Source organism: Corallococcus sp. AB049A, assembly GCF_003668885.1.
Lineage (GTDB): Bacteria > Myxococcota > Myxococcia > Myxococcales > Myxococcaceae > Corallococcus > Corallococcus interemptor.
Map to the genome: position 1 here is coordinate 1 of NZ_RAWL01000079.1, position 25,020 is coordinate 25,020.

Consider the following 25,020-nt stretch of genomic DNA (forward strand, 5'->3'; position numbering starts at 1 on the left):
GGAGAGGACCTGCGCCACGCCGACGACGGCCTTGTCTTCATTGGAGTGGTAGTAGAGGCACAGGTCCCCGGGCGTCATGGCCCGCAGGTTGTTGCGTGCCTCGAAGTTGCGCACGCCCGTCCACTCCGTCCTGCCGTCCTCCTCCAGCTTCGCGTACGCGTAGACGGAGGGTTCGCTCTTGATCAACCAGTACCGCGGAGTCGCCATGGCGGCGCACCCTAGCTCAGGGACTTGATGGAGTCCGTCCCTAGACTTCTTCAAACTCCGTCCCGGTGGCCCCCGTGCGTTCCAGGGCTTCTTTGACATCGTCCCGGACAATCAGTGCGATAGCCCAGCCCCGGGGGCGGAAGATCTTGGCGTCACCTACCTGCGCCGGGTCGATCCGCATCCCTCGCACGTCCCGGTATTTCCCCAGCTTCTCGGGTCGCCCATCTTCTGGGGTCCATTTCCTGACGTGCCTTGATGCTCGTTCGTCAATGCACTGAATGACTTGGGTCACCACGAGAATGAAGAACGGCTCAGGGTGGCCCTCTATCTCCACGGGCAGGGTCTGTACTTCCTCGGGGGCCAGCTCCGTGAGCGCGGAAGCCACTCGGGCGTGGACCACCGGGGCCGCGAACGCCGCGAGTGTGAAGTCGAGCGCCCTTCCGGGTACATCCATGGGAAGCCTCAAGCGTCCCATGTCAGGAAGTCGCTGGCCCCGATAGAACATCCAGGGGTCGTCCACCTTCTGGCCTTGAGCGTCGGTGGGCGTTCCGAGCACCCAACGGCCCGGAATGGTCATGTCATCGCTCAGATCGAAGTAGCGCCTTCCCATGTGAACCATTGTCGTGATCCTAGGTGCCGGTGACCAGCCTGTGGAGGTCGGACCCTGGAGTGGCGATTTCCCCCGCCAGGTCACGCAATTCCGCAGTCAGCGCTTCTCGGCATTGCTGCATGGTGCGACACCCCTCCGTTGCGTCATACAGGCGGCGGAGAATCACCCTGTGGTACGCCTGAGGGTGAGGTCCCTTGTGGCCTTTGACGCGGACAATGTTGGCCGGTTCGTCGAGGGACATGCCTGCCTTGTCGAAAATCTCCTGGAACTTGGGAGACCACGGGCCTTCATTGTTCGTGGCCTTCCACCACTTGTTCGTGGCGATGTGGTGGTCGTGCCCCGCCGCGTCCACCGGGGCGGCGGCCGTGCCTCCCATGGCCATTGCATTAGGAGCGAGTGCCACCGTGACGGCTTCGCCCGTCACCGCCACTGCCCCCACTTCGCCCACCGCGGCAAGGCGGATACCCGCGCGGCCCCCAGCCAGCGCCGCCGCCCGAGCAGAACCGGGCAGCGTCGGCACCTTCGCGGCGAAGCCTGAAGCCGTGTTGCCGACGGCCACTGTCGCCAGCAGCGCGAAGGCTCGCGCCGCGTTGCGACCCATCACCTTGCCGTAGCGCTCACCCGCATCGCGTAGCTCGTCGAACGTGGTGGCCCGGTCCGCCTCTTCCACCAGCCGTTTGAAGCCCGCTATCAGCGTCCAGAAGGTGTCCACCCCGAGGTAGACAATGGCTGTCGCCGTCATTACAGCAGCCAGGCCCTTGCTCACTGGCTCGGGCACCGACCAGAGGACCAGATAGAGGGTCATGGTCCATAGCGCCGCCGAGAGCGCCGCGTGCGGGTCCGCCATGCCTTTGAAGGCATCCAGCATCTCTTCCCGGACGGCACCTTGAGCCATGGCCATGGCCAGCGCATAGCGTCCGTCTCCGGTGACGGTGGGACTCTCCAACAGCAAACGCAGGCAGTCGCCCTTGCGCCCGGTGCGCTCGCACCAACGAAGATATGCCCGCGTCAGTTCCACCTCCGCTGACGGCATGTCGGAGGCCAGTGCAGCCCCCTCCAGTGGCGTCATCCGCCCGGTGCGAGGATCGAAGAGGTACGTGCCGCCGCGGGCGTCCACTCCCATCAGGCGCCGCGCGGCCTGCTGGGGATGGGTTGGGATCCTCACGCCCCACGCCAGCCTCGTGACGGCCGCTTTGAACTCGCGCCGTTCCACCTCCACCGGCCCGGCTTCGTCGCTGTGAGGCGTGAAGACGGCCGGCGGCCCCTGGCCCGTGTCCAAGCGCACGACGCGCCCTGAGGCACAGCCTGTCAGCCAGACCAGCAGGAGTAGGGCGACAGCGCGATGGATCCTCATCAATCCCCCAAATGGCAGAGAGCTTCATCCTCCAGGGCGACGCAGGACCACGGCCAGAACCCAGCGGATCGGGCCTCCACGCGTGCTTCGACTGTCTCCAGGGAGGGAAAAGGCAGTCGTCGGCACAATGCTGCTGTACCCTTCAGGTATGCACATGCCCTTTCTTTCTGTGGTGCTCATTTCCACGGGACTGACTTGTACGCCTGGGGCCACATCCGGAACGCTGATGGACGCCGGGACTTCAGGTCCCCCGGCCACGCGTCCCCCCGTGAGGATCCCCAATGGGGTCGTGGAGGAGCCGGGCATTGACATTGAGGCGTTGAAAAAACTGGATACCGACGGCGACGGCGTGCAGGACGGAGACGACAACTGTCCGGGCACGGTGAATCCCAATCAGGCGGATCAGGACGGAGACGGATTCGGGGACGTCTGTGAGCCCCAACCGCTTCCCGTCGATACCGCCACGACCCTGAGCGTCAGCCCGACCCCTGCTCGGGTGGGCCAACCCGTGACCATCACGCTCCAGGTGCGGAATGTCGGAACCGCCCCTGCAAAGTCCATCGTTGCGACGCTGGCGGCCGGCGGTGAGTTCTCGTTCGAATCGCACACGGAGTCACAAGGGAAGTGCGCCCACGACGCGTGGTGCGGCCTGCGCTGCCAATTGGGAGATCTGGCCGTGGGCGCGTCCGCGACCGCTACCATCGTCTGCGTGCCCCACGCTGCTGGAAGCCTGAAGCTCAGTGCCCTGGGGATCGTGGACGCCCTTGATCACGATGCTGATAGCAGCAATGACATGCCAACGTATCGCCTCACCATCCTCCCTTGAGCCGAGGACAAGCTCGGGCCTCTGGGCGCAAGGTGTTCGCGCTGGTCAGGCCTGCCTGGAGCACGTGTCCAAGGCGCGAGCCTGTCGCCACTTTCGTGACGCCGTGAGCCTGGGACATGCGAGGGCCGCCAGAGGGTTGCGGAAGCTCGAGAAATCATGATGCCGGCGGAGAGAACGCACCCCATGCCGACTCAACCCGTACTGCGGAGTCGCCATGGCGGCGCACCCTGGCTCAGGGAGGTGTTTCCCGCGCCAGCGCCGCGCCCTGGCGCCGGTGGAGTGCCAGGAGCTGCGCGTCGTCCATGGCGGAGACCTCACCCCGGGTGGGGTCCTCTTCCGTGTAGCCCACGCGCTGAGCGGCGTCGTTGAGTCCGACGTGGAGTTCCCGGACGGCGGTCCAGGTGGTCCGGTCGTCTTGGGCCTGGGCGCAGGGAAGGGGCGTCAGGATGCTGGCGGTCCCACTCGGGGGCAGCTGCTCTGGCAGCTCGTTGAAGGACAGGAAGGCGTCCGTGGGGATGCGCAGCGGTGACGCCGTGTTCGTGAAGCGGGCCACGACGGGGAGCGTGCGGACGTGGACACCGGCCATCCGCGTCGGCGTGGAGCTGGGGGGCCGGCCGTAGGTGAGGGTCGACATGTCGACCTGCACGGCGCACATGTCTGGATGAACGGATAGCATGAGGGCGTCGCCGCGCTGGATGTCGGCCCGGAAGTTGCGCGAGACGCCGACGGATGAAACCCGCAGGTAGATTTCATGGGGCCCGGTGGGAATTGGATAGACGAGGTGCTGGCCGTCATGGAGCACCGGCTCCAGGGGCTCGTTGTCCACACGCAGGTTGATGTCGCGGTCGGGGTCCTCTGTGTGGGTCACGATGTGGAGGGAACCGTTGCCGCCCTGGCTGACGAGCAGGATGCCTCCCATCACCAGCACCACGAGGAGGAGCCCCAGGCCGAGCAACATGGGCACCGGAGAGGAGGGGGCCTCCGGGACTTCCGGTGGTGCGAGCGTGGGGCCTTCCGGCGCGTGCGCGCCCAGCAGGGTGTCGCTCGTCGCCTGGGGAAGGTGACTGTCTTTGGTTTCGGTGAGGAGGGAGAACACCCACCGCACCAGGAGGACCAGGAGCAAGATTCCCAATGCCTCCAGCGCGTTGCCTTCGAGGATGTACCGGATGAGCCTGAGCATGCGTCAAGAACCCCTCAAGGTCGCCAGGTCGAGTTGCTCGATGCATCGGTCTCTGGACGCGGGGCATTGTACGCACCGAGCAGGGTGTCGCTCGTCGGTGGGGGCTCGGTGCGGGTGAGCCGGGAGTAGGCCCACTTTCCGGCGAGCGCCACTGTCAGGAAGACCCCGACCGCCTCCACGGTGCTGCCCTCACGGACCATCAAGGTGGCCGTGGCGACGACGAACCCGGTGTAGCTGATACGGGTGATTCCCATGGCTTTCCCCCCTGAAGGGGCTTTCATGGCACGTCAGATTTGGACGCGTCAAGGCAGGGGACCCACACCCCACAGGCCCACGGTCCCATCCCCTTGGGCCAGGGCGATGAAGCGGCCATCGGGTGAGAAGACCGCATCCCCCGTAGGGAGTTCGCTGTCGTCCGAGTGGCTGAACAGCACCTCCCCGGTATCGACGTGGTGGAGCACGAGGCCGCAGTTGTCAGTGGAGGAGCACATCAATTCTCCGTCCGGACTGAGGTTGAAGTTGCTCACGTAATAACCGTAGTCGTTGAAACGACTCAGGACGCGACGCTCATTCACATCCATCACCACGACCTCGTGGACGCCTCTCGCGACCAGGAGGGGCCGCGTGGGATGGAAGGCAACGCCCGCCGCGAACTGAAACCCCAGGGAATGAACCCAGGGATGAGAGCTGGCCTTCAGGTCCCAGAGGTAGAGGCCCGCCTGGTCATGGTCGTAATCATTCACGATCGCGGCCACGAAGCGTGAGTCAGGCGAGAATGCACACGCCTTGACCGTGGCGTGCCACTCAACGCCCAGCAGGTCACGAATCCATTTCCAGGCCGCCACATCCCAGAGAAGTGCCTCGCCGCGCTCCAGGATGGCCAGCAGGATGCCGTCCCGGGACATGGCCAAGCCGGTGGCGCACGCGGAGAGGGTTTGCTCTCGCAAGAGCGAACCGTCCGTCGTGGACAAGGCCATGAGCCGCGGACGCCAGGCGACAGCGGCCTCCGCGACCGGCGGCCCCGCGGTCACGATGTGATTCGAGCCATGGAAGAGGGCCTCGATGGGCCCCATCTTCAGCTCCACCAAGCCGCTGGCGACGTCCGTTGCTGAGTCCAGGTTCCACCACCGCAGGCGGGACTCCGAGGCGTCTTTGGCGAGCAGCCGGGTGCCCGAAGGGTCGAAGCAAAGCCTTTCCCCCCGGACGATCCCGAGTTCGGGACCCAGCTGCCGCAAACGCTTCAGTCCGGACACATTCGCCGGGGTGATGACTGCCTGGGTCAGGTCTGTCGAGCTCACGTCGTGTAGGCCGGAATGGAAAGAGTCACTTCACTGGCGGATGCCGCCATGGGCAGGGCGTGGACGCTCGAGGAGGCACGGCCTGACGACCGCGCGGCCCTCTTCGAGGCGTACCTCGCGGCGGCGCGGCTCGGGAAGCGGGAGGCCATGACGAACGTGGGGCTCCATTTCCTCTATGGCGATGGCGTCCGGCGTGACCCGAAGCGCTCCCGGATGTGGACCGAAAAGGCAGCCGCGCTGGGGGACGACGTCGCGGCGTTCAACCTGGGCCTCGCCTATGACAACGGACATGGCGTCCGGAAGAACAAAGGCCTCGCGGAGGCCTGGTATCGCCGGGCCGTCGCCCTGGGGTTCTCCGTCGCCGAGGGAAACCTGGCGCATCTGCTGTTCGAGGGCCCCGAAGCCCACCGGCAGAAGGAGGCGGTCCGGATCTACCGGAAGCTCGCGCGGCAGGGGCACCCGATTCCGGCATACAACGTCGGTCTGGCGTATGAGCTGGGAATGGGCGTCCGCAAGAGCCTGAAGCGAGCCACCGCGTATTACGAAATGGCCGCGAAGGGAGGCGACGTGGATGCGCAGCTGGCCCTGGGCTACAACCATCTCAATGGCATTGGCGTTCCTCCAGACGCCATGCATGCCTTTGGCTGGTATCGACTGGCGGCGGAGCAGGGGAACGCCAAGGCCTCTTTCAGCCTGGGCCAGATGTTCGCGCAAGGCCTGGGCGTGCCCCAATCCAAGGCGCGAGCCTCGCGTCACTTCCGCGACGCGGCGAGCCTGGGACATGCGCGGGCCGCCAGGTGGCTGAAGAAGCTGGAACAGCGCTGATCAGCCCACGTTCGTCTTGCTGAACACCCGCAGCGCCTCGGCCACGCTCCACGCCTGGGCGAAACAGCCTCGCGGGCGGTAGGGCTCCGTCGCGTCGAAGATCTCCGAGATTTGCCCAATCCCAGCGTGTGACAGGTGGTCTTCCATTCCAGACAGCAGGGCCCTCGCGGCCTTGATGTCCGGGGACACCTTCAGCGTCGCGTCCACGTAGTGGCCGATGAGCCAGCCCCACACCGTGCCCTGGTGATAGGCCGCGTCGCGGGCCCGCAGGTCCCCGTCGTACTTCGGTTTGTAGTCCCTGCTCCCCGGCGCCAGGCTGCGCAGGCCCACCGGTGTCACCAGCTCGCGGCGCACCACCTCCAGCACCTTCGCCCACTTGTCCCGCTTGAGCACCGGGTGCTTCAGCGAGATGGCGAAGACCTGGTTCGGCCGCACGCTCGCGTCCTCTCGGCCGTCCTCACCATCCACGAGGTCGTAGAGGCAGCCGCCCGCTTCGTTCCAGAAGCGCTGGTTGAAGCTGCCCTGCGCCTTCTCCGCCGCGCCCCGGTACGGCCCGGACTCCTCTCCCAGCCGCTCCGCCCAGCCCGCCATCAGCCTGAGCGCATTGAACCAGAGCGCGTTGAGCTCCACCGCCTTGCCCCGGCGCGGCGTCACCACCCAGCCGTCCACCTTCGCGTCCATCCAGGTGAGCTGGTAGCCCTCCTGTCCCTGCCTCAAGAGCCCGTCCGCCGGATCCACGCCGATGTTGAAGCGCGTGCCCTTCTGGTGGTGCGCCACGATGTCTCTCAACGTCGGGAACAGGTCGCGCAGGAGCACTTCGTCTCCCGTCTCCTCCAGGTAGCGGTCCACCGCGTGGAAGAACCAGAGCGTCGCGTCCGCCGTGTGGTAGACGCCCTCGTTCTCTCCGTCCGGGAAGTAGTTGGGAATCAGCCCGTCCCGCACGTAGTGCTGGAACGTGCGCAGGATGGCCGCCGCCTCGCGGTAGCGCCCCGTGGCCAGCGTCAGCCCGTCCAGGCTGATCATCGTGTCCCGGCCCCAGTCCGTGAACCACGGGTAGCCCGCGATGACGCTCCTCGCGTCCAATCCCATGGACCGCGCCCACGCGGCGTCCGCGGGCCTGGGCGGATCGATGATGAACTGGTCCGCCGCCAACACCAGACGCGCCGGCACTCCCGTGCGTGCATGCTCCGGCGCGCGCTCCAGCAGGCGCTCCTGCCGTCCCAATTCGCGCTCGAACACCTCCTTGGGATTGCGCTCCAAGAGGTGCCCGGGCTTCTCCGTCGTGAGCCCGAAATACAAAGTGCCCCCGGGCTTCAGCGTCGCCGTGAAGTAGCCCGGCGAGTGCTGCACCTCCGTGAAGTCGTAGCCGCGCGCCTTCTCCGTCCGCAGATGCTGCGGCGCGGACGTCTCCGCCAGGCTCACGTACGGCGCGGGCGCGTCCGAATACAGCCGCATCCGTTGAAGAGGGCCGTCCTCGCCGTTGCGCAGCTCCACCAGCGGGCCTCGCAGCGTGACGATGGGCTCCGCCACGTCCTTCAACAGCGGCCCGTCATGCGGACGCAGCGTCGGGAACGGCCGCAGGTGCAGCGTCACCTCCGGGCCGGACAGGTGCTCCCAGGCGAGGAACACCGTGTCCTCGCCGTGCACCATCACGCAGCGCCGCCTCAGCCGCGCGCGCCCCACCGCGTACTCCCAGACGGGAATCAGCCCCTCCAGGTGGAAGTGGCGCAGGTGCCTCGCGCCGTCGTCCAGTGCGCCGCCCTCCGCGTGCTCCTCGGAGGTGAGCCGGTAGCGCTCTCCGTCCACCAGCGCCGTCTCCTCCAGCCTCGCCATCAGCACCGTGCGGCCCAGCTTCTCCAATGTGGGGATGAACAGGCCGTGGTAGCGGCGCGTGTTGCAGCCCACCACCGTGCCGGAGGCGTAGCCTCCCCGGCCGTTGGTCAAGAGCCACTCGTGGTTCACGCCGCTGCTGAAGTCGGCGCCCTCCGGGAAGTCGAAGGACAGGCGGGGCAGGGCAGGGGTTGTCTCGTTCACGCCTTCGTCTCCTCCGCGAGTGCCGCCCGTCCCGCAGGCAACCCCTGGGCGGAGACGCGCGGGAAGGGTAGGAAGACGTTGCTCATGCAAGCCCGCGCCACACAGCGCATCTCCCGGCCCCCGGACTCGAGGGGGGGACAGCCGGGCAACCAGGCCCTCGTTTTCAAGACGAGCGCATGGGAATCCCCGCGCCCGGAGCCCTTGCGACCCGCTCCAGTGGACCGCACCTCACCTGGAGCCTTCAGGCCCACCCCGATTTCCCGAGGAGGCATGGCGTGGCCATCGTGAAGTCGTCGGGCATCAGCGGCCGGCAGCACAACATCGCCGAACAGGTCTTCTCCCGCGCCGCGGGCGCGCCGCTCGTGCCCGGCAACGACGTGCAGCTCCTGCGCGACGCGCGCGAGAACTACCCGGCCTGGCTGCGCGCCATCCAGCAGGCCCAGCAGTCCATCCTCTTCGAGAACTACATCATTGAAGACGACGAGGTCGGCCGGGGCTTCGCGGAGGCGCTGGCCGCCCGGGCTCGCGACGGCGTGCAGGTCCGCGTCCTCTATGACTGGCTGGGCTGCCTGGGCCCCGCGTCCCGCGACTACTGGCGCTTCCTGCGCGACGCGGGCGTGGAGGTGCGCTGCTTCAACCCCTTCCAGTTCGACCGGCCCCTGGCCTGGATGGGCCGCAACCACCGCAAGACGCTCACCGTGGACGGCGAGGTGGGCTTCGTCTCCGGCCTGTGCGTGAGCCACAAGTGGGTGGGGGATGCGGAGAAGGGCGTGGCCCCGTGGCGCGACACCGGCCTGGAGATCCGCGGCCCCGCCGTGGCGGACCTCGTGCGCGCCTTCGCCCAGGGGTGGAGCACCGTGGGCCCGCCTCTGGATGAAGAGGGCTGCCTCTCCGCTCGCGCCTCGCTGCCCCGGGGCGACGTGCCCCTGCGCGTGGTGGCCGGCGTGCCCTGGAGCGCGGGGCTGTTCCGCGTGGACCAGCTCATCGCTTCGCTCGCGCGCAAGCGGCTGTGGCTCACGGACGCGTACTTCGTGGGCACCGCCACCTATGTGCAGGCGCTCCGGGCCGCATCGCGCGATGGTGTCGACGTGCGGCTGCTCGTGCCCGGCAGCAGCGACATCCCCGCGCTGCGCCCGCTCACCCAGGCCGGCTACCGCCCCCTCCTGGAGGCCGGCATCCGCGTCTATGAATGGAACGGCACCATGCTCCACGCCAAGACGGCGGTGGCGGATGGCACCTGGGCGCGCGTCGGCTCCTCCAACCTCAACCCCGCCAGCTGGCTGGGAAACTCCGAAATCGACGTCGCCGTGGAGGACGCGGGCTTCGCCCGGTGCATGGAGGACATGTACCTCCAGGACCTGGAGCACGCGACGGAGGTGGTGCTCGGTGGAAGGGCGCGGCGCATGAGAGCCGCGCCGGCGCTGCCTCGCTCGCAGCGGCGGGCTGCCGGCCGGCGGGGCAGCATGAGCCGCGCGGCCGCGGGCGCGGTGCGGCTGGGAAACACCGTGGGCGCCGCCGTCACCAACCACCGTGAGCTGGGCCGCACCGAATCCAAGGTCGTCTTCGGCGCGGGCGTCGTGCCGCTGGCCCTGGCGGGCGTGGCGCTCTACTGGCCCCACGTCGTCGCCGTGCCTGCCGCGGTCCTGGGCGCGTGGGCGGGCATCGCCCTCTGGAGCCGGGCCCTGCGCCTGCGCCGCCAGGAGGCCCAGGGGACGCAAGCGCAGCCCCTGCCGGAGCACGAGGTGCCTCCCGGGCCCGTCGTCACGCCAGCCCCGGCGCTGCCGGAGGCGAAGGACTCCCAGGCTCCGGAAGCCGGGCCCCACCCGCATTGAAGCGAAGCTCCAGACACGACAAGGGCCCACGGGCCGGCAGCGGTTGGAAGCCTGGCTTCCCACTTCGCTGATCCGGCCCGGAGGCCCCTGTGCTTCCTACAGCGTTTCAGACGGCCGCTAGGCCTGCTTCGCGACGCCAGCGGGCTCCGCCGCCTTGCCGCTCAAGAGCGCGCTGCCGCCGTACAGGGCCAGGCCCACCATCCCCAGCACGCCCGCTTCGACGCCGTTGCCCATCGAGGCCCCCATCAGCCCCACGATGCTGGTTCCGAGCATGAAGACCACCCCCACCGCCCCTGCCACCTTGCCCATCCGCTGTCCCCCTCTGGACTGAATTGGACCCCAGAAACCGTTTCGCTGTCCGACGCCCAAGCCCTCTTCAAGAGCCGTGCCGGAGCTGTGGCATGGCGGGCTGAGAGGGAGCCCGAAAGGGCGTGGAAGGTGCGTGGCTTTCGTTGGGCAATCCTCTTCCACCCCGTGGAAGCGATCGGCAGAAAGCACAGGGGAGAACACCGGTGGCAGACCGGAATTTTTCCCGGATGCGCCGATGTGCGCCTTGTGTGGCACGCCGTAACCCATCGCATTCCAAGGGTTTTCCCACCTCCCTGCCGTTGGCACACGCGCTGCTAAGAGCCACCGCCAGAAGCGCGCTGCCCGGCCCTTCAGGGCGTGTGAGGGTGGCTCGCGCGGAACATCAGTGAACGAAGGAGAGCGGAAGATGGGAATGCGGCGCACGGGGTTCTGGACGGTGATGGGGATGCTCCTCCTGTCGGGTTGTGCTCACCAGCAGACGCTGAAGGTCGACAACGCGGAGCAGCCCTACCGCATCGGCCGCGAGGACGTGCTCGACGTGAGCGTGTGGCGCGACCAGGAGCTGTCGCGCACGGTGCCGGTGCGCCCCGACGGCTACATCTCCATTCCGATGGTGGGTGAGATCGAGGCCGCGGGCAAGACGCCCACGGAGCTGGCGGAGATGCTCAAGACGGGCCTGCAGCCGTACGTGCAGGAGCCGCGCGTGACGGTCATCGTCCGCGAGGTCAACAGCAGCCGCGTGTTCGTGACGGGGGAAGTGGCCCACCCGGGCGCCTACCCGCTGCGCGGCCGCGTGTCCCTGCTGCAGGCCATCGCGCTGGCCGGCGGCTTCACGGACTTCGCCAACTCCGACGGCATCGTCGTCATCCGCACGGACGGCAAGGGCGGGCAGATCCCGGTGCGCTACAGCGACCTGGTCTCCCCCGAGGGTGAGAGCGTCATCCTGCGGCCGGGTGACACCGTCGTCGTCCCGTGAGGCGGGACGGGCGGAACCTCTTCAAAGACAGACATCGGGAAGCTGCGAACGTGGGCGTGGGCAAGGACGGGAGGGCGGCGGTGAGGGGCAACTGGAAGCGGGCAGTGATTGCAGGCTGTCTCATCGCCGCACCGGCCGCGCAGGCGGCCACCCTGCTGGAGCCGCGGCTCCGCCTGACGGCGGAGGAGCGCTTCGACAATGACATCCGTCTGGGCGGAGCGGGCACCAACGGGCAGTTCATGACGAAGCTGTCGCCGCGGCTGGGTCTGGACGTGAAGAACGAGCAGCTGACGCTCGAGTCCTTCTACGCCACGGACCTCCTGGCCCGGCACGGCTCCGGCAAGACGACGGTGGACCACCGCGCGGGCGTGGGCTTCCGGGACGTGCTGTCCCGGCGGCTGCGGCTGGACGCCAGCGCGAGGGTGTTCCGTGTCACCGACCCCACGTCGCTGCCGCGCGACGGCCTGGCGCGCTCCACGGCGCCCACCTTCTATGCGCAGACGAAGGTGGGGCTCACGGCGCGCGCCACGGAGCGCCTGGACGTTCGCGGCAACTACATGTTCGAGGCAACGCGCATCATCGAGGCGGGCCGCGTGGCCGGCTATGCGCACACGCCGTCCGTGGAGCTGTGGTACCGCACCACGCGCCGGCTGTCCCTGGGCGCCGAGTACCGCTACCAGGGCTTCCTCTATGACAGGGATTACAGCCAGGCGCATGGCGCTTCCGCGGCCCTGCGCTACCGGCTGACGCGGCCCACCACGCTCACCCTCCGGGGCGGGCCGGTGCGCTACCTGCCTTCGGACGCGACGCGTGGCGGGTGGCTGCCCCGCGTGGCGCTGGAGCTGGTGCGCGAGGGCGAGCGGAGCGACTTCGGCTTCGCCGTGGGCCACGACCTGGTGGGTGCGAGCGGTTTCTCCGGCGCGGTGTGGGCGGATTACGCGTCGGTGATGGGGGCTCACCGTTTCACGCAGAAGCTGTCGGCCTTCGGGGCGGCCAGCTTCTTCCGCAACGGGACGGCTCCCAATCTGAATTACACGGAGTGGCGGAACACCACGAACGTGTCGCAGGGCTATGCGGTGGGTGGAGGCGTCGAGTACCGGCTGAGCCGGAAGCTGGCGCTGCAGGGGGCGTTCGACCGCATCGCGCAGGTGGGTGCGGCGGATGTCGCTGGGGCGGGGGACCTGACACGCAACGTGTTCGCCCTCCGTCTGGTCATGACAGCTTGGTAGGCAACTTTCGAGGATTCAAGGTGGAGGAGCGGATCATGGAGCGTGGGATGACGGCGGACCAGTTGCTTTCGGCGCTGTGGCGCCGCAAGGCCCTGGTGGGGGCGATCGCTGCAGCAATCTTCGTGTTGGGCGCGGCCATCGTGATGACCCGGCCGAGCATTTATGAAGCGTCCGTGGTGGTGCGCGTGGAGCCGCAGCGCCCCGGCGAGGAGATGGTCCAGCGCACGGTGAGCGAACTCATCGAGCAGCGGCTCGTGACGGTCCGCCAGGAGCTCTTGGCGCGGCCGGTGCTGCAGAAGGCCATCGAGGAGATGAACCTCTATCCGGAGCTGGTGTCCGATAAGGGCATCGAGGCGGCGGTGGAGCAGATGCGCAAGGACCTCACCGTGCGCGTCGAGGGCGAGACGGCCTTCGAGCTCACCTACGCGGGCCGCGACCCGCAGGTGGTGGCGCAGGTGGCCAACCGGCTGCCGGCCATCTTCTCCGAGGAGACCCTGAAGATCCGCCAGACGCAGGCGGCCCGCGCCACCGACCTCTTCACCGAGGAGATGGTCGCCATGGGCAAGGCCGTGTCCTCCTGGGAGACGAAGATCTCCAAGTTCAAGGTGGACCACCTGGGCGAGCTGCCCGAGCAGATGGAGATGAACATGCGCGGCCTGGAGCGCATCAGCGCCCAGCTGCAGACGAAGTCCGAGGAGCTGCGCAGCGCCGAGGCTCGCCGCTCCGACCTGGCCCGCGCCCGCAACGCCGCGGACAGCGAGGCCGGCCGGCTGGAGGCGGCGGAGAGCGGCCTGTCCCGCACCCTCACCCAGGCCAAGACGCAGTGGACGCCGGACCACCCGGAAGTGAAGCGGATGGAGCGTGAGCTGGGTGACATCAGCAGCCAGCGCAAGGACGCGGAAGGCCGCATGTTCGCCGAGCGCAACGAGCGCACCCGCGTGGCCACGCTCATCACCAACATCCAGAAGGACATCGTGGACCTCCAGAAGCAGGCCGAGGCGTACCAGGCGCGGCTGAACAACACCCCGCGCTGGGCCCAGGAGCTGGCGGTCATGAACCGGGACTACGAAATCGCCCGCACGAAGTACCAGAGCGTCGTCAGCCGCAAGGTGGAGGCGGAGATCGCCCAGGAGCTGGAGGCCAAGAGCGCCAAGAGCCTGTTCAACGTCATCTCGCCCGCCGGTGTGCCCAGCGCGCCTGCCCGCCCGGACCGCATGAGCGGCCTGCTCATCGCCGCCCTGGTGGCCCTGGCCCTGGGTGTCCTCACCGGCACCGTCCTGGAGATGCGTGACGACAGCCTGCGCGATGGTACCGAGGTCCGTGAGCGCTTGACGCTGCCTGTCCTGGCGGTGGTCCCGAACATGCAAGGCAAGACGGAGAAGCGGATTCTGATGCCGATGGCTGGGAGCAAGAACAGCGTCTCCTCGCCGACTTCCCTGAACTAATTGCCGACCCCCTACGGAAAGGATTGGAGAACTCAGATGGATTCGACGATGGAGCGGGCCGGTAACTTCCTCCCCCGCGTGGACGACAGCGCGGCCTCTAGCAACGCGGTGGACCGCCGGGTGGTGACGCTCACGGCCCCTGCTTCCGCGGCCGCCGAGCAGTACCGCACCCTGTACTACCGCCTGGAGCGCATGCGCGAGCAGCGCCCGATGAAGGTGGTGGCGCTCACCTCCGCGATGCCCGGGGAGGGCAAGACGGTGACGAGCGTGAACCTGGCCCTGGCCGCGGCCCGGGCGAACCCGGAGCGCCGCATCCTGCTGGTGGACGCGGACCTGCGCCGGGGGCAGGTGGCCCCGACGCTGGGCATGCGCAACAAGCAGGGCCTGGCGGAGCTCTTGGCCGGTGAGTGCGACGTGCGCGACGTGGTGCGCCGCTTCAACTCCACGCGCCTGGCGGTCATCCCCGCCGGCACCACGCCGGAGGAGAGCACCCAGGTGCTGGCGTCCGCCCGCATGAAGCAGTTCCTCAAGGCGGTGCGCGAGGGCTTCGACGAGGTGTACGTGGACCTGCCGCCGACGCTGCCGTTCGCGGACGCGGCCATCCTGGGCCACCAGATGGACGGCGTGCTGATGGTCATCCGCGCCAACGTCACCCCCTCCAAGGTGGTGAACCAGGCGGTGGAGCAGCTGGCGGGCGCGGCGCTGGTGGGCTGCGTGCTCAACGGGGCGGAAGTGAACGCGACCCCGTACCTGAAGAACTACGTGAAGAAGTAGCAGTCGGTTGTCGAGTGAAGTGATTGCGGCCCGACCCGCTCCTCGCACCGATGAGGTGCGATGGGCGGGGGGCCTGGAGCGGCGGCGGGTTGGGGTTGGAGGAGTCACGTGCTTCGCGTTTTCCACCACTATTTTTCAGCCAAGAAACTGACGTTCTTCCTTGCCGAGTCCTCGGCGATCGCGCTGGCCTGTGTCGCGGGTGCCGCGGCCTGCGCGGCCCTCTTCGCGCCCCTGGGCACCCAGCCCCCGTTCGCCACGATGTGGCCGACGCTGGTGGGACTGGGCCTGGCCTTCGTCGTCACCTTCCAGTTCACGCTGTACCTGTTGGACCTGTACGACCTGCGCATCGCGGCCGAGGACCGGACGCGCGGCTACCGCTTCCTCAAGGCCGCGGGCGTCACCGCGATGGTGGCGGGCGGCGTGATGCTCATCCTCCCGCTGGTGCTTCCGGTGGTGCTGCCTCCCGGGACGCTCCTGGGCGGCGCGATGGGCGCCCTGGCCGGCACCCTGGTGGTGCGCGTCTCCATCCGGGCGCTGGTCGGTGAACCCGACGCGGTGCTCGTCGTCGGTGACGGCCTCAAGGCCCGCGCGGTCGCGAGCGCCATCGAAGACGGCGGCGAGGGTTCCTTCCGCGTGGTGGCCCTGGTGGACCCGCGCAAGGTGGAGGAGCCGCTGGACGCGATGGCCACCCGCCTCAACGCCTCCTACGTGGTGCAGGCCGCGGATGACATGCGCGGCGCCAACTGGGTGGAGTCCCTGCTGCGCTGCCGGCTGGACGGGCGGCGGGTGTACGACGCGGCCGGCTTCTGCGAGCGCGTGCTGCGCCGCATCCCGGTGCAGTTCCTGCGCGCCAGCGACTTCGCCTTCGCGGATGAGATGACGGTGTCTCCGCTGCGCCGGGCCTTCAAGCGCGTGTTCGACGTGGCCGTGGCGTCGCTCCTCTTGCTCCTGGCGTCGCCCTTCCTGGTGATTGTGGCGCTGGCCATCAAGCTGGACTCCAAGGGCCCCGTCTTCTACCGGCAGGACCGCGTGGGCCTGGGCGGCCGGGCGTACCCGCTCTGGAAGTTCCGCAGCATGCGCACCGACGCGGAGAAGAACGGCGCGGTGTGGGCGCGCTCCAACGACGACCGCGTCACGCGGGTGGGCAGGTTCATCCGCAAGACGCGCATCGACGAGATTCCGCAGGTGTTCAACGTGCTGCTGGGCCACATGAGCTTCGTGGGCCCGCGTCCGGAGCGTCCGGTGTTCACCGAGCAGCTCAAGCAGCAGATTCCGTTCTACGGCCTGCGCGAGGCGGTGAAGCCGGGCATCACGGGCTGGGCGCAGATCCGCTACCCGTACGGCGCCTCGGTGGAGGATGCGCGCAACAAGCTGGAGTTCGACCTGTACTACGTGAAGAACGGGTCGCTGTTCCTGGATGTCGGCATCATCTTCCATACGGTACGGCACGTGCTTCTGGGACGGGGCGCCCGGTAGACGGTTCAGCAGTGGATGTTGGGGACGGTCCGCGGCCTCCGGTTGTCGGGGGAGGCCGGGATGCGAAGGGTGGAGCCATGGATTGGGATGGGCGAGGGGGTCGGAACATGGTGGGCATGGACGTGGACGCACCGTTCTCAGAGCAGTGGAGCCAGGACGACGCGCGCAACAAGCAGCAGGCCGTGGAGCGCAACGAGCTGCTGCAGGCGCCGAAGAACCGTCCCACGCGCATCGTCGCGATGGGTGGCGGGACGGGCCTGCCCATGGTGCTCAAGGGGCTGGCCCGCCGCGCGGCCCCCAAGGCGGGGCAGCCCGGCGTGGACATCACCGCGGTCGTGGCGATGAGCGACGACGGCGGCAGCTCCGGCCGCCTGCGCCGCAACCACGGCATGCTGCCCCCGGGCGACATCCGCAACTGCCTGGTGGCGCTCGCGGGTGGCAAGAGCGCGCTGAAGGATGTCTTCCAGTACCGCTTCGGCGGCGCGAAGGGCCTGGCGGGCCACGCGGTGGGCAACCTGCTCATCGCGGCGCTCGCGGAGCTCAAGGGCGACTTCCTGGAGGCGGTGCGGCTGTCCGGGGAGCTCCTGGGCGCGAAGGGCCAGGTGCTGCCCAGCACGCTCGCGTCGGTGCAGCTGGTGGCCCAGATGCATGACGACACGGAGGTCGTGGGCGAGCGCAACATCTGCCGTGCCCAGGGCCGCGTGCGCCGCGTGTCGCTCAGCCCCCGCTCGCCGCCGCCGGTGGACGGCCTCTTGGAGGCCATCTACTCGGCGGACCTCATCGCCATCGGGCCGGGCTCGCTGTACTCGAGCGTGCTGCCCAACCTGCTGGTGGACGGCGTGGCCCAGGCGCTGAAGGAGACGCGCGCGCTGAAGGTCATGGTGGCCAACCTGATGACCCAGCCGGGTGAGACGGACGGCATGAACTGCCTGGACCACGTGCAGGCCGTCATCGACCACGTGGGGCCGGTGCTGGACGCGGTGCTCGTCAACGGCCGGATGCCTTCGGAGGAGTCCATCCAGCGCTATGCGCGCAAGGGCTCCTTCATGGTCACGGCGGAGACGCGGGAGCTGCTGTCCTCCGGCGTGATTCCGGTGCAGGCGGACCTTCTGAAGGAAGGTTCCAAGATCCGACACGACAGCCGCAAGGTCGCCGCCTGCCTGCTGAAGATGGCGCGCAGCGGGTTGTAGGCCGCGCCGTCCATCACCACCTTGGGGCCCGCTCACATGGAAGCCATTCAACTTTCGGCCGCCAGCCAGGTCGTGGAAGTCAACGACCGGGCGGCCTTCATGTCCCTGGAAGCCGAGTGGAACCAGCTCGTGGAGACCACCTCCCACGAGCTGTTCTACCGGCATGAGTTCCTGCGGCTGTGGCTGGACAACTTCGCCGCCGGCTCGCGCATGCGCGTGCTGCTCCTGCGCGGCGAGGATGGAACGCTCAGCGCCGCGCTGCCGCTGGTGGAGGAGCGCACGTCCATGTACGGCGTGCCCGTCCGCCAGCTCACCTCCGCGGCCAACGCGCACTCCTGCCGCTTCGACATGCTGGCGCGGGAGCCGGACGCCGCGGCCCGGGCCTTCCTCGCGCACCTGCGCGAGACGGGCGGCTGGGACGTGCTGCGGCTGACGGACGTGCCGGACGGCGGCGTGGGCTTCCGCCTGCTGGAGGCCGCGAAAGAGGGCGGCCTGCCGGTGGGCGAGTGGGAGTCGCTGAACTCGCCCTACGTGCCGCTGCCCGCGAAGAAGGAAGCGTACTTCGCGAAGCTGCCGTCCAAGTTCAAGGCCAACTGCCGCCGCCGGCGCCGCAAGCTGGAGGAGAAGGGGAAGGTCACCTTCGAGCGCGTCTCCGGTGGGCTGGATCTGGAGGGCACCCTGGAAGAGGGGCTGCTGCTGGAGCAGAGCGGCTGGAAGGGCGCCAACGGCACGGCCATGGCGCAGGACGCGAAGACGCGCGGCTTCTACACGGAGCTGGCGCGCGACGCGGCCTACCGCGACCGGCTGGCGCTGTACTTCCTGCGCGTGGATGGACGCGCGGTGGCGTTCCAGTACGGCCTGGAGTTTGGCGGGCGCTACTTCCTGCTCAAGCCCGGCTACGACGAGTCCCTGAAGGAATGCAGCCCGGGGCAGCTCCTGATGGAGGAGGTGCTGGGGGACTGCCTGGAGCGGGGGCTCACCGAGTTCGATTTCCTGGGGCCGGACATGGTGTGGAAGCGCGACTGGACGGATCAGGTCCGGCGGCACACCTGGCTCTATGTGTTCAATGACACCGCCTTCGGCCGGGCCCTGTGCGCGGCGAAGTTCCGGTGGGTACCGGCGGCGAAAGAGGTGGTGGCGCGATGGAAGAAGTGAAGACGACTGACAAGCTGTTCGTGCCGTCCCTGCCCACGCTGTGGCCGCACATGCTGATGGCCCCGCCGCGTCCGGGCGCGCTGCCGCCGTTCTCGTCTCCCAACGCGCGCTACTTCTACTTCGCGCGCAACGCCGTCTGGCTGACCATCAAGATGCTGCGCCTGGATGGCGGCGAGGTGCTGATGCCCGCCTACCACCACGGCGTGGAGGTGGAGGCGGTGGTGGACGCGGGCGCCATCCCGCGCTTCTACCGCGTGGGCAGCCGCTGGGACGTGGACGTGGTGGACGTGGCCAAGCGCATTACGCCGAAGACGCGCGCGCTCTACCTCATCCACTACGCGGGCTTTCCGGGGCCGGTGGACGCCATGCGCAAGCTGGCGGACGAGCACGGCATCCCGCTGATTGAAGACTGCGCGCTGTCGCTCCTGTCGTCGGACGGCGCGACGCCGCTGGGCACCACGGGCGACGTGGGCATCTTCTGCCTCTACAAGACCCTTCCGGTACCCAATGGGGGTGCGCTGGTCGTCAATGGCAAGCGTTCCTACAGCCTGCCGGAGCCGCCGGCTCCGCCGCTGGCTTCCACCTTCAGCCACACCGTGTCCGCGCTCTTGCAGAACCTGGAGCTGCGCGGCGGGGCGGTGGGCCGGGGGCTGCGCGGCCTGGTGCGCTCGGTGGGGCACGGGGCGGTGAAGGCCGCGAGCGTCGAGCGCGTGGCCACGGGCACGCAGCACTTCGACCGGCGCCACGTGGACCTGGGCATGAGCCCGCTGACGAAGCGGATTGCCCTGGCGCAGGATCTGGAGGGCATCGTCGAGGCGCGCCGCCGCAACTACTTCCTCCTGCTGGGCCGGCTGCGCGACGTGTCGCCGCCGCTCTTCAACCAGCTGCCCGCGGGCGTGAGCCCGCTGTTCTACCCGATGGTGGTCCAGGACAAGGAGCTGCTGCTGGCGAAGCTGCGGGAGAAGGGCATCGACGCCATCGACTTCTGGAAGCGCTTCCATCCGGCGTGCGACCCGTCGGAGTTCCCGGAGGTCGCGCAGCTGCGGCGCACCATCCTGGAGATTCCGTGTCATCAGGACCTGTCTCCGGAAGTGATGGGGCAGGTGGCGGACGTGGTCCGGGAGGCGCTGAAGTCCGAGCGCCGGCCGAGCAAGCGCGCGTCGTGAGGGAAGAGTTGGCTCCCGGGTTGCAATGGCCCCCGGGGGCCGGGGCAGTGCTTCGGGAAAGGCATCGGGGTGACGCGGTGATCCGCGAAGACGAGTTGACGTCGGGGCCGAGGTTGTCGCCGCGGCTGGACGTGGCGGCGGTGGGCAGTGCCTCGCAGCTGGCGGGGATGCGGGCGGAGTGGAACTCGCTGATGGACGCGAGCACCGCCGGTCCGTTCAACGCCGGGGAATGGCTGTATCCGTGGTGCCGGCGCATCTCGCCCGACGTGCGGCCGCTGGTGCTGACGGCGCGCGACAGGCTGGGCACGCTGGTGGGCCTGTTGCCGCTGGGCCTGGAGCACCGCTGGGTGAACGGCGTGCCCGTGCGGCGCCTGGGCTTCCTGGGCGAGACTCACGTGGGCAGCGACTACCTGGACGTGGTGGCGCGCAAGGGCCGCGAGGCGGAGGTGGCCCGGGCGTTCTTCAACGTGCTCCAGGGGCTGCGCGACGAGTGGGACGTGCTGGATTTGACGGACCTGCGCGAGGGCTCCACGACGCTCGGCGTGGCGCGCGAGGTGTTTGGCGACGTGCGCGTGACGGAGCGCTACGTGTGCCCGTACGAGACGCTGGTGCCCGGCGAGCCGTTCGACGCGTTCCTCAAACGCACGGGCCGGCGGGACAACTACCTGCGCCGGCGCAAGTGGCTGGAGAAGCAGGACGGCTACCGCATCGAGCGCACGGAGGCGCCGGGCCAGCTGGCCGGGCCGATGACGGACTTCTTCCGGCTGCACGCGCTGCGCTGGTCGTCGGATGGCGGTTCGCAGGGCATCAAGGGCGCCGGTGTGGAGGCGTTCCACCGGGACGCGACGCAGTGGCTGGCGGAGCGGGGCCGGCTGCGGATGTACACGATGAAGGTGGGCGGCCAGGCGGTGGCGTCCGTGTACGGCATCCTGCATGGCCAGACGTTCGTGTACTTCCAGTCCGGGTATGACCCGGCGTGGCGCAACCGCAGCGTGGGCCTGGTGCTGGTGGGCGAGACGTTCAAGGACGCCATCGACATGGGCCTGACGGAGTACGACTTCCTGCGAGGCACGGAGACGTACAAGGCCGACTGGGTGACGAAGCAGCGCCAGACGGTGTCGCTGCGCGCGCACGGCGCCAGCTTCGCGGGCACGTGGTTCACGCGCTCCGAGGAGTGGGCCCGCCAGACTCGCAACGCGGTGAAGAGCGTGCTGTCGGACGAGCTGGTGGAGAAGGTGCGCAGGTTCCGCAGGCGGAAGGCCGCGGTGAATTGACGTCCGGGGGCGCACTGGCGGATCCTGGCGGGTGCCATGGAGAAGCTGCGCTGCGCCGTCCTGGATGACTATCAAGGTGTTTCGACGAGGCTCGCGGATTGGTCCTCCGTGAGCGCACAGGTCGAGGTGACGGTGCTCCGCGAGCACTTCTCCGGTGAGGAGGAGTTGGTCGCGGCGCTGTCGCCGTTCGACCTGCTCGTCGTGATGCGGGAGCGGACTCCGTTTCCCGCGGCGCTCCTTGGAAGGCTGCCTCGGCTGCGATTGCTGGTGACGACGGGGATGCGGAACGCGTCCATCGACGTGGCCGCGGCCACCGCGCGCGGTGTGACGGTGTGCGGGACGGCGAGCGCGACCGAGCCTCCGGTGGAGCTGACGTGGGCGCTGATATTGGCGCTCGCGCGGAACGTGGTGGGGGAGAGCACGGCGTTCCGGCAGGGGGGCCCGTGGCAGCACTCGGTGGGCGTGGACCTGCACGGGAAGCGGCTGGGGCTTCTGGGATTGGGAAAGATTGGGAGCCGGGTGGCCCGCGTCGGTCTGGCGTTTGGAATGGACGTCGTCGCGTGGAGCCCGAACCTCACGGAGGCGAAGGCCGCGGAGGTGGGCGTGACGCGGGCCGTGTCGAAGGAGGCGCTCCTGGAGACGAGCGACTTCGTGTCCATCCATCTGGTGTTGGGCGAGCGCTCGCGGGGGTTGGTGGGACGCGCGGAGCTGGCGAGGATGCGGCGCTCGGCGTACCTCATCAACACGTCACGCGCGGCCATCGTGGATCAGGCGGCGCTGGTTGAGGCGTTGCAACAGGGTGTCATCGCGGGCGCGGCGGTGGATGTCTTTGAGACGGAGCCGGTGCCCGTGGACGACGTGCTGCGGAAACTGCCGAACCTGCTGGCCACTCCGCACCTGGGCTACGTGTCCCAGGGGAACTACACGACGTACTTCCGTGAAGCCGTGGAGGACATCCGCGCGTTCCTGGATGGCGCGCCCATCCGCAGACTGGGGTGAGGCTCAGGGGAGGTTGTCTGCATAGCTGGTGAAGAGCGCATCGAAGAGCGTTGTCTTCGGAGGGGACTTCCGGCCCACGAAGACGGGCGCTGGATGGTTGGCGATGTCAGGGGGCAGCAGGCTCAAATCCATCGTGGACTCCATGAGTCTCGCCATCGTGACCGCTGGCTCTACCGCGGGAGGCTCCAGGTCGAGCTGCCGGAAGATCCGGCGCTCGCCGTACTCAAACTGGACCCGGTACACGGTGTAGACGGGCGCGATGATGCTGGCGCAGCCGACGTAGACCCAGTGCACGCCAGAGCGCTCGGGAGTACGCCTGGGATAGATGGCGCACCAAAAGGATGCGTCCCGGGAAGTGGTGATGTTCCCGACGCTTTTCTCTGGAAACGTTGTTCTGAGTTGCTCGATCAGGACGTCCCAAGAGCCAGGCGTTTCCAACTTCGTCTGCCAGAGCTCATGGAGCCGATGTTCCTCGGGCGAGAGCTCCTGATTGGGGTCTTCTTGCGAGGGCCAATAGGTCCGCGCAATCTCCAGCAGCTTCTCAATGGATGGAACCATGGGCTACATCCCTCCACGTTTGGATGGTCCTGTAGGTGTCACCACCACGGGCTTGATGCCCGATGTGCAGGCCTTTGGGACCCGTGCCCCCTTGATGGCGGCATTGAGCGTGAGTTCGTAGAAGGACCTGAACTCTTCGCAGGCAATGCTGATGGGAGTGGCTGGCGTCGCCGCGGAAAGGGTTGCCCTCGCGGCTTGATTGGCACAGCTCGCGGAAAGGCTTTGCGCCCGTTCGGTGGAGATGAATCCCTGCGCGTCATTGGCGATGGGCATCTCCACGCCGAACCTGCAAAGGAACATCTCCCCTGTGTCTCGGGCGATGCCGACGTGCAGACACGCTGCCCGCCATCCGCCTGATTCTCCGCCCTCCCACTTCACCACGTCATGAAAGACGAAGTGACGGGGGCGCAGGGCGCCCTCCACATACGTCGCGGAACCGCCTGTCGCGCAGGCGGATGACAACGCAACGATGCACAGCGCGACAGCGGCCTTCCTGACGCCGGATGCACCCATGGCCCACCTCCAGGGGTGACACACTCACGGCGCTCAGCGTACGCCTATTGCTGCGCGACCTCCGCGCGCAGCTGGGCGATGGCGGGGGCCAGCTGCGGGGGCTGCATGTTCTTGGGCACTTCCACCGTGAATCGTTCGAAATGCGCCAGCGCTCCTGCCTTGTCGCCCCGGCGCAGCGACAGGCTGCCCAGGAAGATGAGCGCCTCCTGCGCGTCCGGCCACGTGTCCACCAGCTCCGTCAGCTCCGCCTCCGCGCCCTGCAGGTCGCCCTGCGACGCCGCGCGCAGCACGCCCCGGTGCACCCGCAGCTCCACGTTGAACGGATCCACCGCCAGGCCCTTCAGCGTCACCTTCAGCGCCTCGTCGAACTGCTGCTGACGGATGAGCTCGTGGCTCAGCATCGACGCGGCCTCCACGTCGCCCGGGTTCGACGCCAGCCGCTGACGCGCCTGATCCAGCTCGTCGTTCATCTCGGGCATCTGCGCCTGCTGCTGCGCCTGGGACATGCCCGGCGGCGTCGCGCCCGTGCCCATCTGGCCCTCTTCGCGCGGCTTCTGCTCGGAGACGAGCAGGTAGCCCAGCCCTCCGAAGAAGACCACCACGCCCGCGCCCCACATCGCGCCCACCATCTGCGGGTTGCGCGACGCCCAGCCCGTGGGCGCCGGCACGTTGCGCGCGGGCGCCTTCTCTCCCGCGGCCTGCCGCTTCAGGTGCTCGTCCTTCGCGCGCAGCGCGGCCGCCGCTTCCTTCTCCAGCCGCGCCTTCTCCGCCGTGTAGTGCTCCGCGCTGAAGTGGTGCTTCTCCGCCTCCAGCGTGCGCAGCTGCTCGATGAGCGACTGCGCCCGCTGCGCCAGGTCATCCACCGTGCCGTCCGTCTTCGGCGTGGCGTCCGGCAGCGCGCTCCCCGTCTTCATCTTCATGTAGAGGAGCCACGCGGCCGCCAGCACGAAGGCGACCGAGAGGACGATGATTCCGGGCAACCAGTTGGTGGGCTCGGGCTGCATGGCTTAGCGCTCCAGCTCCCGGCGCACGGCCTGGAGGTAGGGGTCCGCATCGTCGGTGGACGGCGCGGGAGTGGAAGGGGAGGAAGCCTGGGTGGCTTGCGCGCCGGCGGCGCCCTCGGGCAGGGGCTGACGCTGCTTCAGGATGACGAAGAGGCCGCCCAGCACCAGCGCGACGGGCCCCAGCCACACGAACCAGTTGAAGCCCTCCGCGCGCGGCTCCAGCAGCACCCACTCGCCGTAGCGCGCGACGAAGTAGTCGACGATCTCCGTGTCCGTCTTTCCGTCGGAGACCAGCTCGCGCACCTTGTCCAGCTGGGCGCGCGCCATGGAGGACGGGCTGTCCGCCACCGACAGGCCCTGGCACACCGCGCAGCGCAGCTTCTTCGCCAGCTGCTGCACCCGCGCCTCCTGGGCCGGCGCGAGCGGTTCACTGGCGGCCTGCTGCGGCGCGAACTGCCCCGTGGCAAGGCTCAGGGCGAGGGTCAACGAGACGAGGACGGCATTCATCGGGGGCTCCAGCGGGGGCCGTCCCTAACTACCGCCCCCTGACGGGTATTGCACAGGGAATCCTGGGCCGCACGCCCGCCGCCCGGGCAGCCCCCTGTGGCACTTTCGAAGGCCTCAGCCCCGGTACGCCGGGTCCTGCTCGGTCTCCAGGTCCTGGTCCGGGTCGTACGGGTCGTCCTCGGGAGGCAGCAAGCCCTCCGGCTCGTCGCGGCCCAGCGCGTGGCGCACGGCGAAGAAGCCCACCGCCCCCAGGCCCAGGACTGTCTCTTATACCCATCT

The 25,020-nt window shown here is 68.6% G+C and carries 26 protein-coding genes; 13 read left to right on the top strand and 13 right to left on the bottom strand.

Translation table 11 applies throughout. The features are described 5' to 3' along the window. From D7X55_RS11495 to D7X55_RS11505, 3 genes are all read right to left on the bottom strand, one after another. A partial coding sequence (locus tag D7X55_RS11495; protein ID WP_121723097.1) for an EVE domain-containing protein occupies positions 1 to 207 on the bottom strand: 207 nt, incomplete at its 3' end. Between the two features lie 40 nt (positions 208 to 247). Beyond that, the gene (locus D7X55_RS11500; protein WP_120548251.1) at positions 248 to 817 is read right to left on the bottom strand and encodes an imm11 family protein; all 570 of its coding nucleotides are present in this window, start codon (positions 815 to 817) and stop codon (positions 248 to 250) included. 19 nt (positions 818 to 836) lie between these two features. Next, positions 837 to 2,102 carry an AHH domain-containing protein gene (locus D7X55_RS11505; protein WP_306437724.1) on the bottom strand — a complete coding sequence of 422 codons (1,266 nt, stop codon included), beginning with the start codon at positions 2,100 to 2,102 and terminating at the stop codon, positions 837 to 839. 358 nt (positions 2,103 to 2,460) lie between these two features. Between D7X55_RS11505 and D7X55_RS11510 the strand changes: the two genes are divergently transcribed. Next, positions 2,461 to 2,997 carry a DUF11 domain-containing protein gene (locus tag D7X55_RS11510; protein WP_120548217.1) on the top strand — a complete coding sequence of 179 codons (537 nt, stop codon included), beginning with the start codon at positions 2,461 to 2,463 and terminating at the stop codon, positions 2,995 to 2,997. A gap of 232 nt (positions 2,998 to 3,229) precedes the next feature. On the opposite strand, the gene D7X55_RS11515 is transcribed toward D7X55_RS11510, so the two are convergent. The 3 genes from D7X55_RS11515 to D7X55_RS11525 are packed head-to-tail and all read right to left on the bottom strand — an operon-like array spanning position 3,230 to position 5,475. Continuing rightward, positions 3,230 to 4,177, bottom strand: coding sequence for a hypothetical protein (locus tag D7X55_RS11515; protein WP_120548218.1), 948 nt, complete (start codon positions 4,175 to 4,177; stop codon positions 3,230 to 3,232). Positions 4,178 to 4,191: 14 nt separating this feature from the next. Beyond that, positions 4,192 to 4,431, bottom strand: coding sequence for a hypothetical protein (locus D7X55_RS11520; protein WP_120548219.1), 240 nt, complete (start codon positions 4,429 to 4,431; stop codon positions 4,192 to 4,194). Between the two features lie 48 nt (positions 4,432 to 4,479). After that, a complete protein-coding gene (locus tag D7X55_RS11525; RefSeq protein WP_120548220.1) occupies positions 4,480 to 5,475 on the bottom strand; it encodes a WD40 repeat domain-containing protein in 996 nt (331 codons plus the stop codon). Between the two features lie 48 nt (positions 5,476 to 5,523). On the opposite strand from D7X55_RS11525, the gene D7X55_RS11530 reads away from it, so the two are divergent. Beyond that, entirely contained in the window at positions 5,524 to 6,300 is a 777-nt protein-coding gene (locus tag D7X55_RS11530; protein WP_120548221.1) for a tetratricopeptide repeat protein, read from the top strand. On the opposite strand, the gene D7X55_RS11535 is transcribed toward D7X55_RS11530, so the two are convergent. Continuing rightward, positions 6,301 to 8,334: an amylo-alpha-1,6-glucosidase gene (locus D7X55_RS11535; protein ID WP_121723089.1), complete on the bottom strand. Its 2,034-nt coding sequence runs from the start codon at positions 8,332 to 8,334 to the stop codon at positions 6,301 to 6,303. Positions 8,335 to 8,609: 275 nt separating this feature from the next. Here D7X55_RS11535 and D7X55_RS11540 point away from each other — a divergent pair, with 275 nt between their 5' ends. After that, positions 8,610 to 10,166: a phosphatidylserine/phosphatidylglycerophosphate/cardiolipin synthase family protein gene (locus tag D7X55_RS11540; RefSeq protein ID WP_121723090.1), complete on the top strand. Its 1,557-nt coding sequence runs from the start codon at positions 8,610 to 8,612 to the stop codon at positions 10,164 to 10,166. Between the two features lie 117 nt (positions 10,167 to 10,283). Here the strand turns inward: D7X55_RS11540 and D7X55_RS11545 are convergent, their stop codons facing one another. Further along, a complete protein-coding gene (locus tag D7X55_RS11545; protein WP_120548224.1) occupies positions 10,284 to 10,475 on the bottom strand; it encodes a hypothetical protein in 192 nt (63 codons plus the stop codon). Between the two features lie 406 nt (positions 10,476 to 10,881). Between D7X55_RS11545 and D7X55_RS11550 the strand changes: the two genes are divergently transcribed. The 10 genes from D7X55_RS11550 (at position 10,882) to D7X55_RS11595 (ending at position 22,159) form a co-directional block, all read left to right on the top strand. Further along, positions 10,882 to 11,451, top strand: a complete 570-nt coding sequence (locus D7X55_RS11550) for a polysaccharide biosynthesis/export family protein (RefSeq protein ID WP_120548225.1) — start codon at positions 10,882 to 10,884, stop codon at positions 11,449 to 11,451. Between the two features lie 80 nt (positions 11,452 to 11,531). Further along, entirely contained in the window at positions 11,532 to 12,680 is a 1,149-nt protein-coding gene (locus tag D7X55_RS11555) for a hypothetical protein (protein WP_233609796.1), read from the top strand. Between the two features lie 35 nt (positions 12,681 to 12,715). Then, a complete protein-coding gene (locus D7X55_RS11560) occupies positions 12,716 to 14,125 on the top strand; it encodes a Wzz/FepE/Etk N-terminal domain-containing protein (protein ID WP_120548252.1) in 1,410 nt (469 codons plus the stop codon). A 36-nt stretch (positions 14,126 to 14,161) separates the two neighbouring features. Beyond that, positions 14,162 to 14,899 (top strand): CpsD/CapB family tyrosine-protein kinase, encoded by a 738-nt coding sequence (locus D7X55_RS11565; protein ID WP_120548227.1) that lies wholly within the window; start codon positions 14,162 to 14,164, stop codon positions 14,897 to 14,899. A 108-nt stretch (positions 14,900 to 15,007) separates the two neighbouring features. Further along, positions 15,008 to 16,375 (top strand): polyisoprenyl-phosphate hexose-1-phosphate transferase ExoE, encoded by a 1,368-nt coding sequence (gene exoE / locus D7X55_RS11570; protein WP_120548228.1) that lies wholly within the window; start codon positions 15,008 to 15,010, stop codon positions 16,373 to 16,375. A gap of 107 nt (positions 16,376 to 16,482) precedes the next feature. Next, complete coding sequence (yvcK, locus tag D7X55_RS11575) at positions 16,483 to 17,565, top strand: gluconeogenesis factor YvcK family protein (protein WP_120548229.1); 1,083 nt, start codon at positions 16,483 to 16,485, stop codon at positions 17,563 to 17,565. A gap of 36 nt (positions 17,566 to 17,601) precedes the next feature. Further along, positions 17,602 to 18,720, top strand: a complete 1,119-nt coding sequence (locus tag D7X55_RS11580) for a GNAT family N-acetyltransferase (RefSeq protein ID WP_121723092.1) — start codon at positions 17,602 to 17,604, stop codon at positions 18,718 to 18,720. Continuing rightward, positions 18,708 to 19,886, top strand: coding sequence for a DegT/DnrJ/EryC1/StrS family aminotransferase (locus D7X55_RS11585; RefSeq protein WP_199746932.1), 1,179 nt, complete (start codon positions 18,708 to 18,710; stop codon positions 19,884 to 19,886). Before D7X55_RS11580 ends, D7X55_RS11585 begins: the two co-directional genes overlap by 13 nt. Positions 19,887 to 19,963: 77 nt before the next feature. After that, entirely contained in the window at positions 19,964 to 21,160 is a 1,197-nt protein-coding gene (locus D7X55_RS11590) for a GNAT family N-acetyltransferase (protein WP_121723094.1), read from the top strand. Positions 21,161 to 21,196: 36 nt separating this feature from the next. Then, positions 21,197 to 22,159, top strand: a complete 963-nt coding sequence (locus tag D7X55_RS11595) for a D-2-hydroxyacid dehydrogenase family protein (protein WP_121723095.1) — start codon at positions 21,197 to 21,199, stop codon at positions 22,157 to 22,159. Between the two features lie 3 nt (positions 22,160 to 22,162). Here D7X55_RS11595 and D7X55_RS11600 read toward each other — a convergent pair whose 3' ends face one another. The 5 genes from D7X55_RS11600 to D7X55_RS45330 form a co-directional block, all read right to left on the bottom strand. After that, positions 22,163 to 22,717 (bottom strand): hypothetical protein, encoded by a 555-nt coding sequence (locus D7X55_RS11600; protein ID WP_120548234.1) that lies wholly within the window; start codon positions 22,715 to 22,717, stop codon positions 22,163 to 22,165. A 3-nt stretch (positions 22,718 to 22,720) separates the two neighbouring features. Further along, the gene (locus tag D7X55_RS42890) at positions 22,721 to 23,230 is read right to left on the bottom strand and encodes a hypothetical protein (RefSeq protein ID WP_147470087.1); all 510 of its coding nucleotides are present in this window, start codon (positions 23,228 to 23,230) and stop codon (positions 22,721 to 22,723) included. A gap of 44 nt (positions 23,231 to 23,274) precedes the next feature. Further along, positions 23,275 to 24,234 (bottom strand): tetratricopeptide repeat protein, encoded by a 960-nt coding sequence (locus tag D7X55_RS11605; protein ID WP_121723096.1) that lies wholly within the window; start codon positions 24,232 to 24,234, stop codon positions 23,275 to 23,277. Between the two features lie 3 nt (positions 24,235 to 24,237). Beyond that, positions 24,238 to 24,741 (bottom strand): cytochrome c-type biogenesis protein, encoded by a 504-nt coding sequence (locus D7X55_RS11610; RefSeq protein WP_120548236.1) that lies wholly within the window; start codon positions 24,739 to 24,741, stop codon positions 24,238 to 24,240. Between the two features lie 114 nt (positions 24,742 to 24,855). Beyond that, complete coding sequence (locus tag D7X55_RS45330) at positions 24,856 to 24,984, bottom strand: hypothetical protein (protein ID WP_255425005.1); 129 nt, start codon at positions 24,982 to 24,984, stop codon at positions 24,856 to 24,858. Positions 24,985 to 25,020 lie beyond the last annotated feature (36 nt).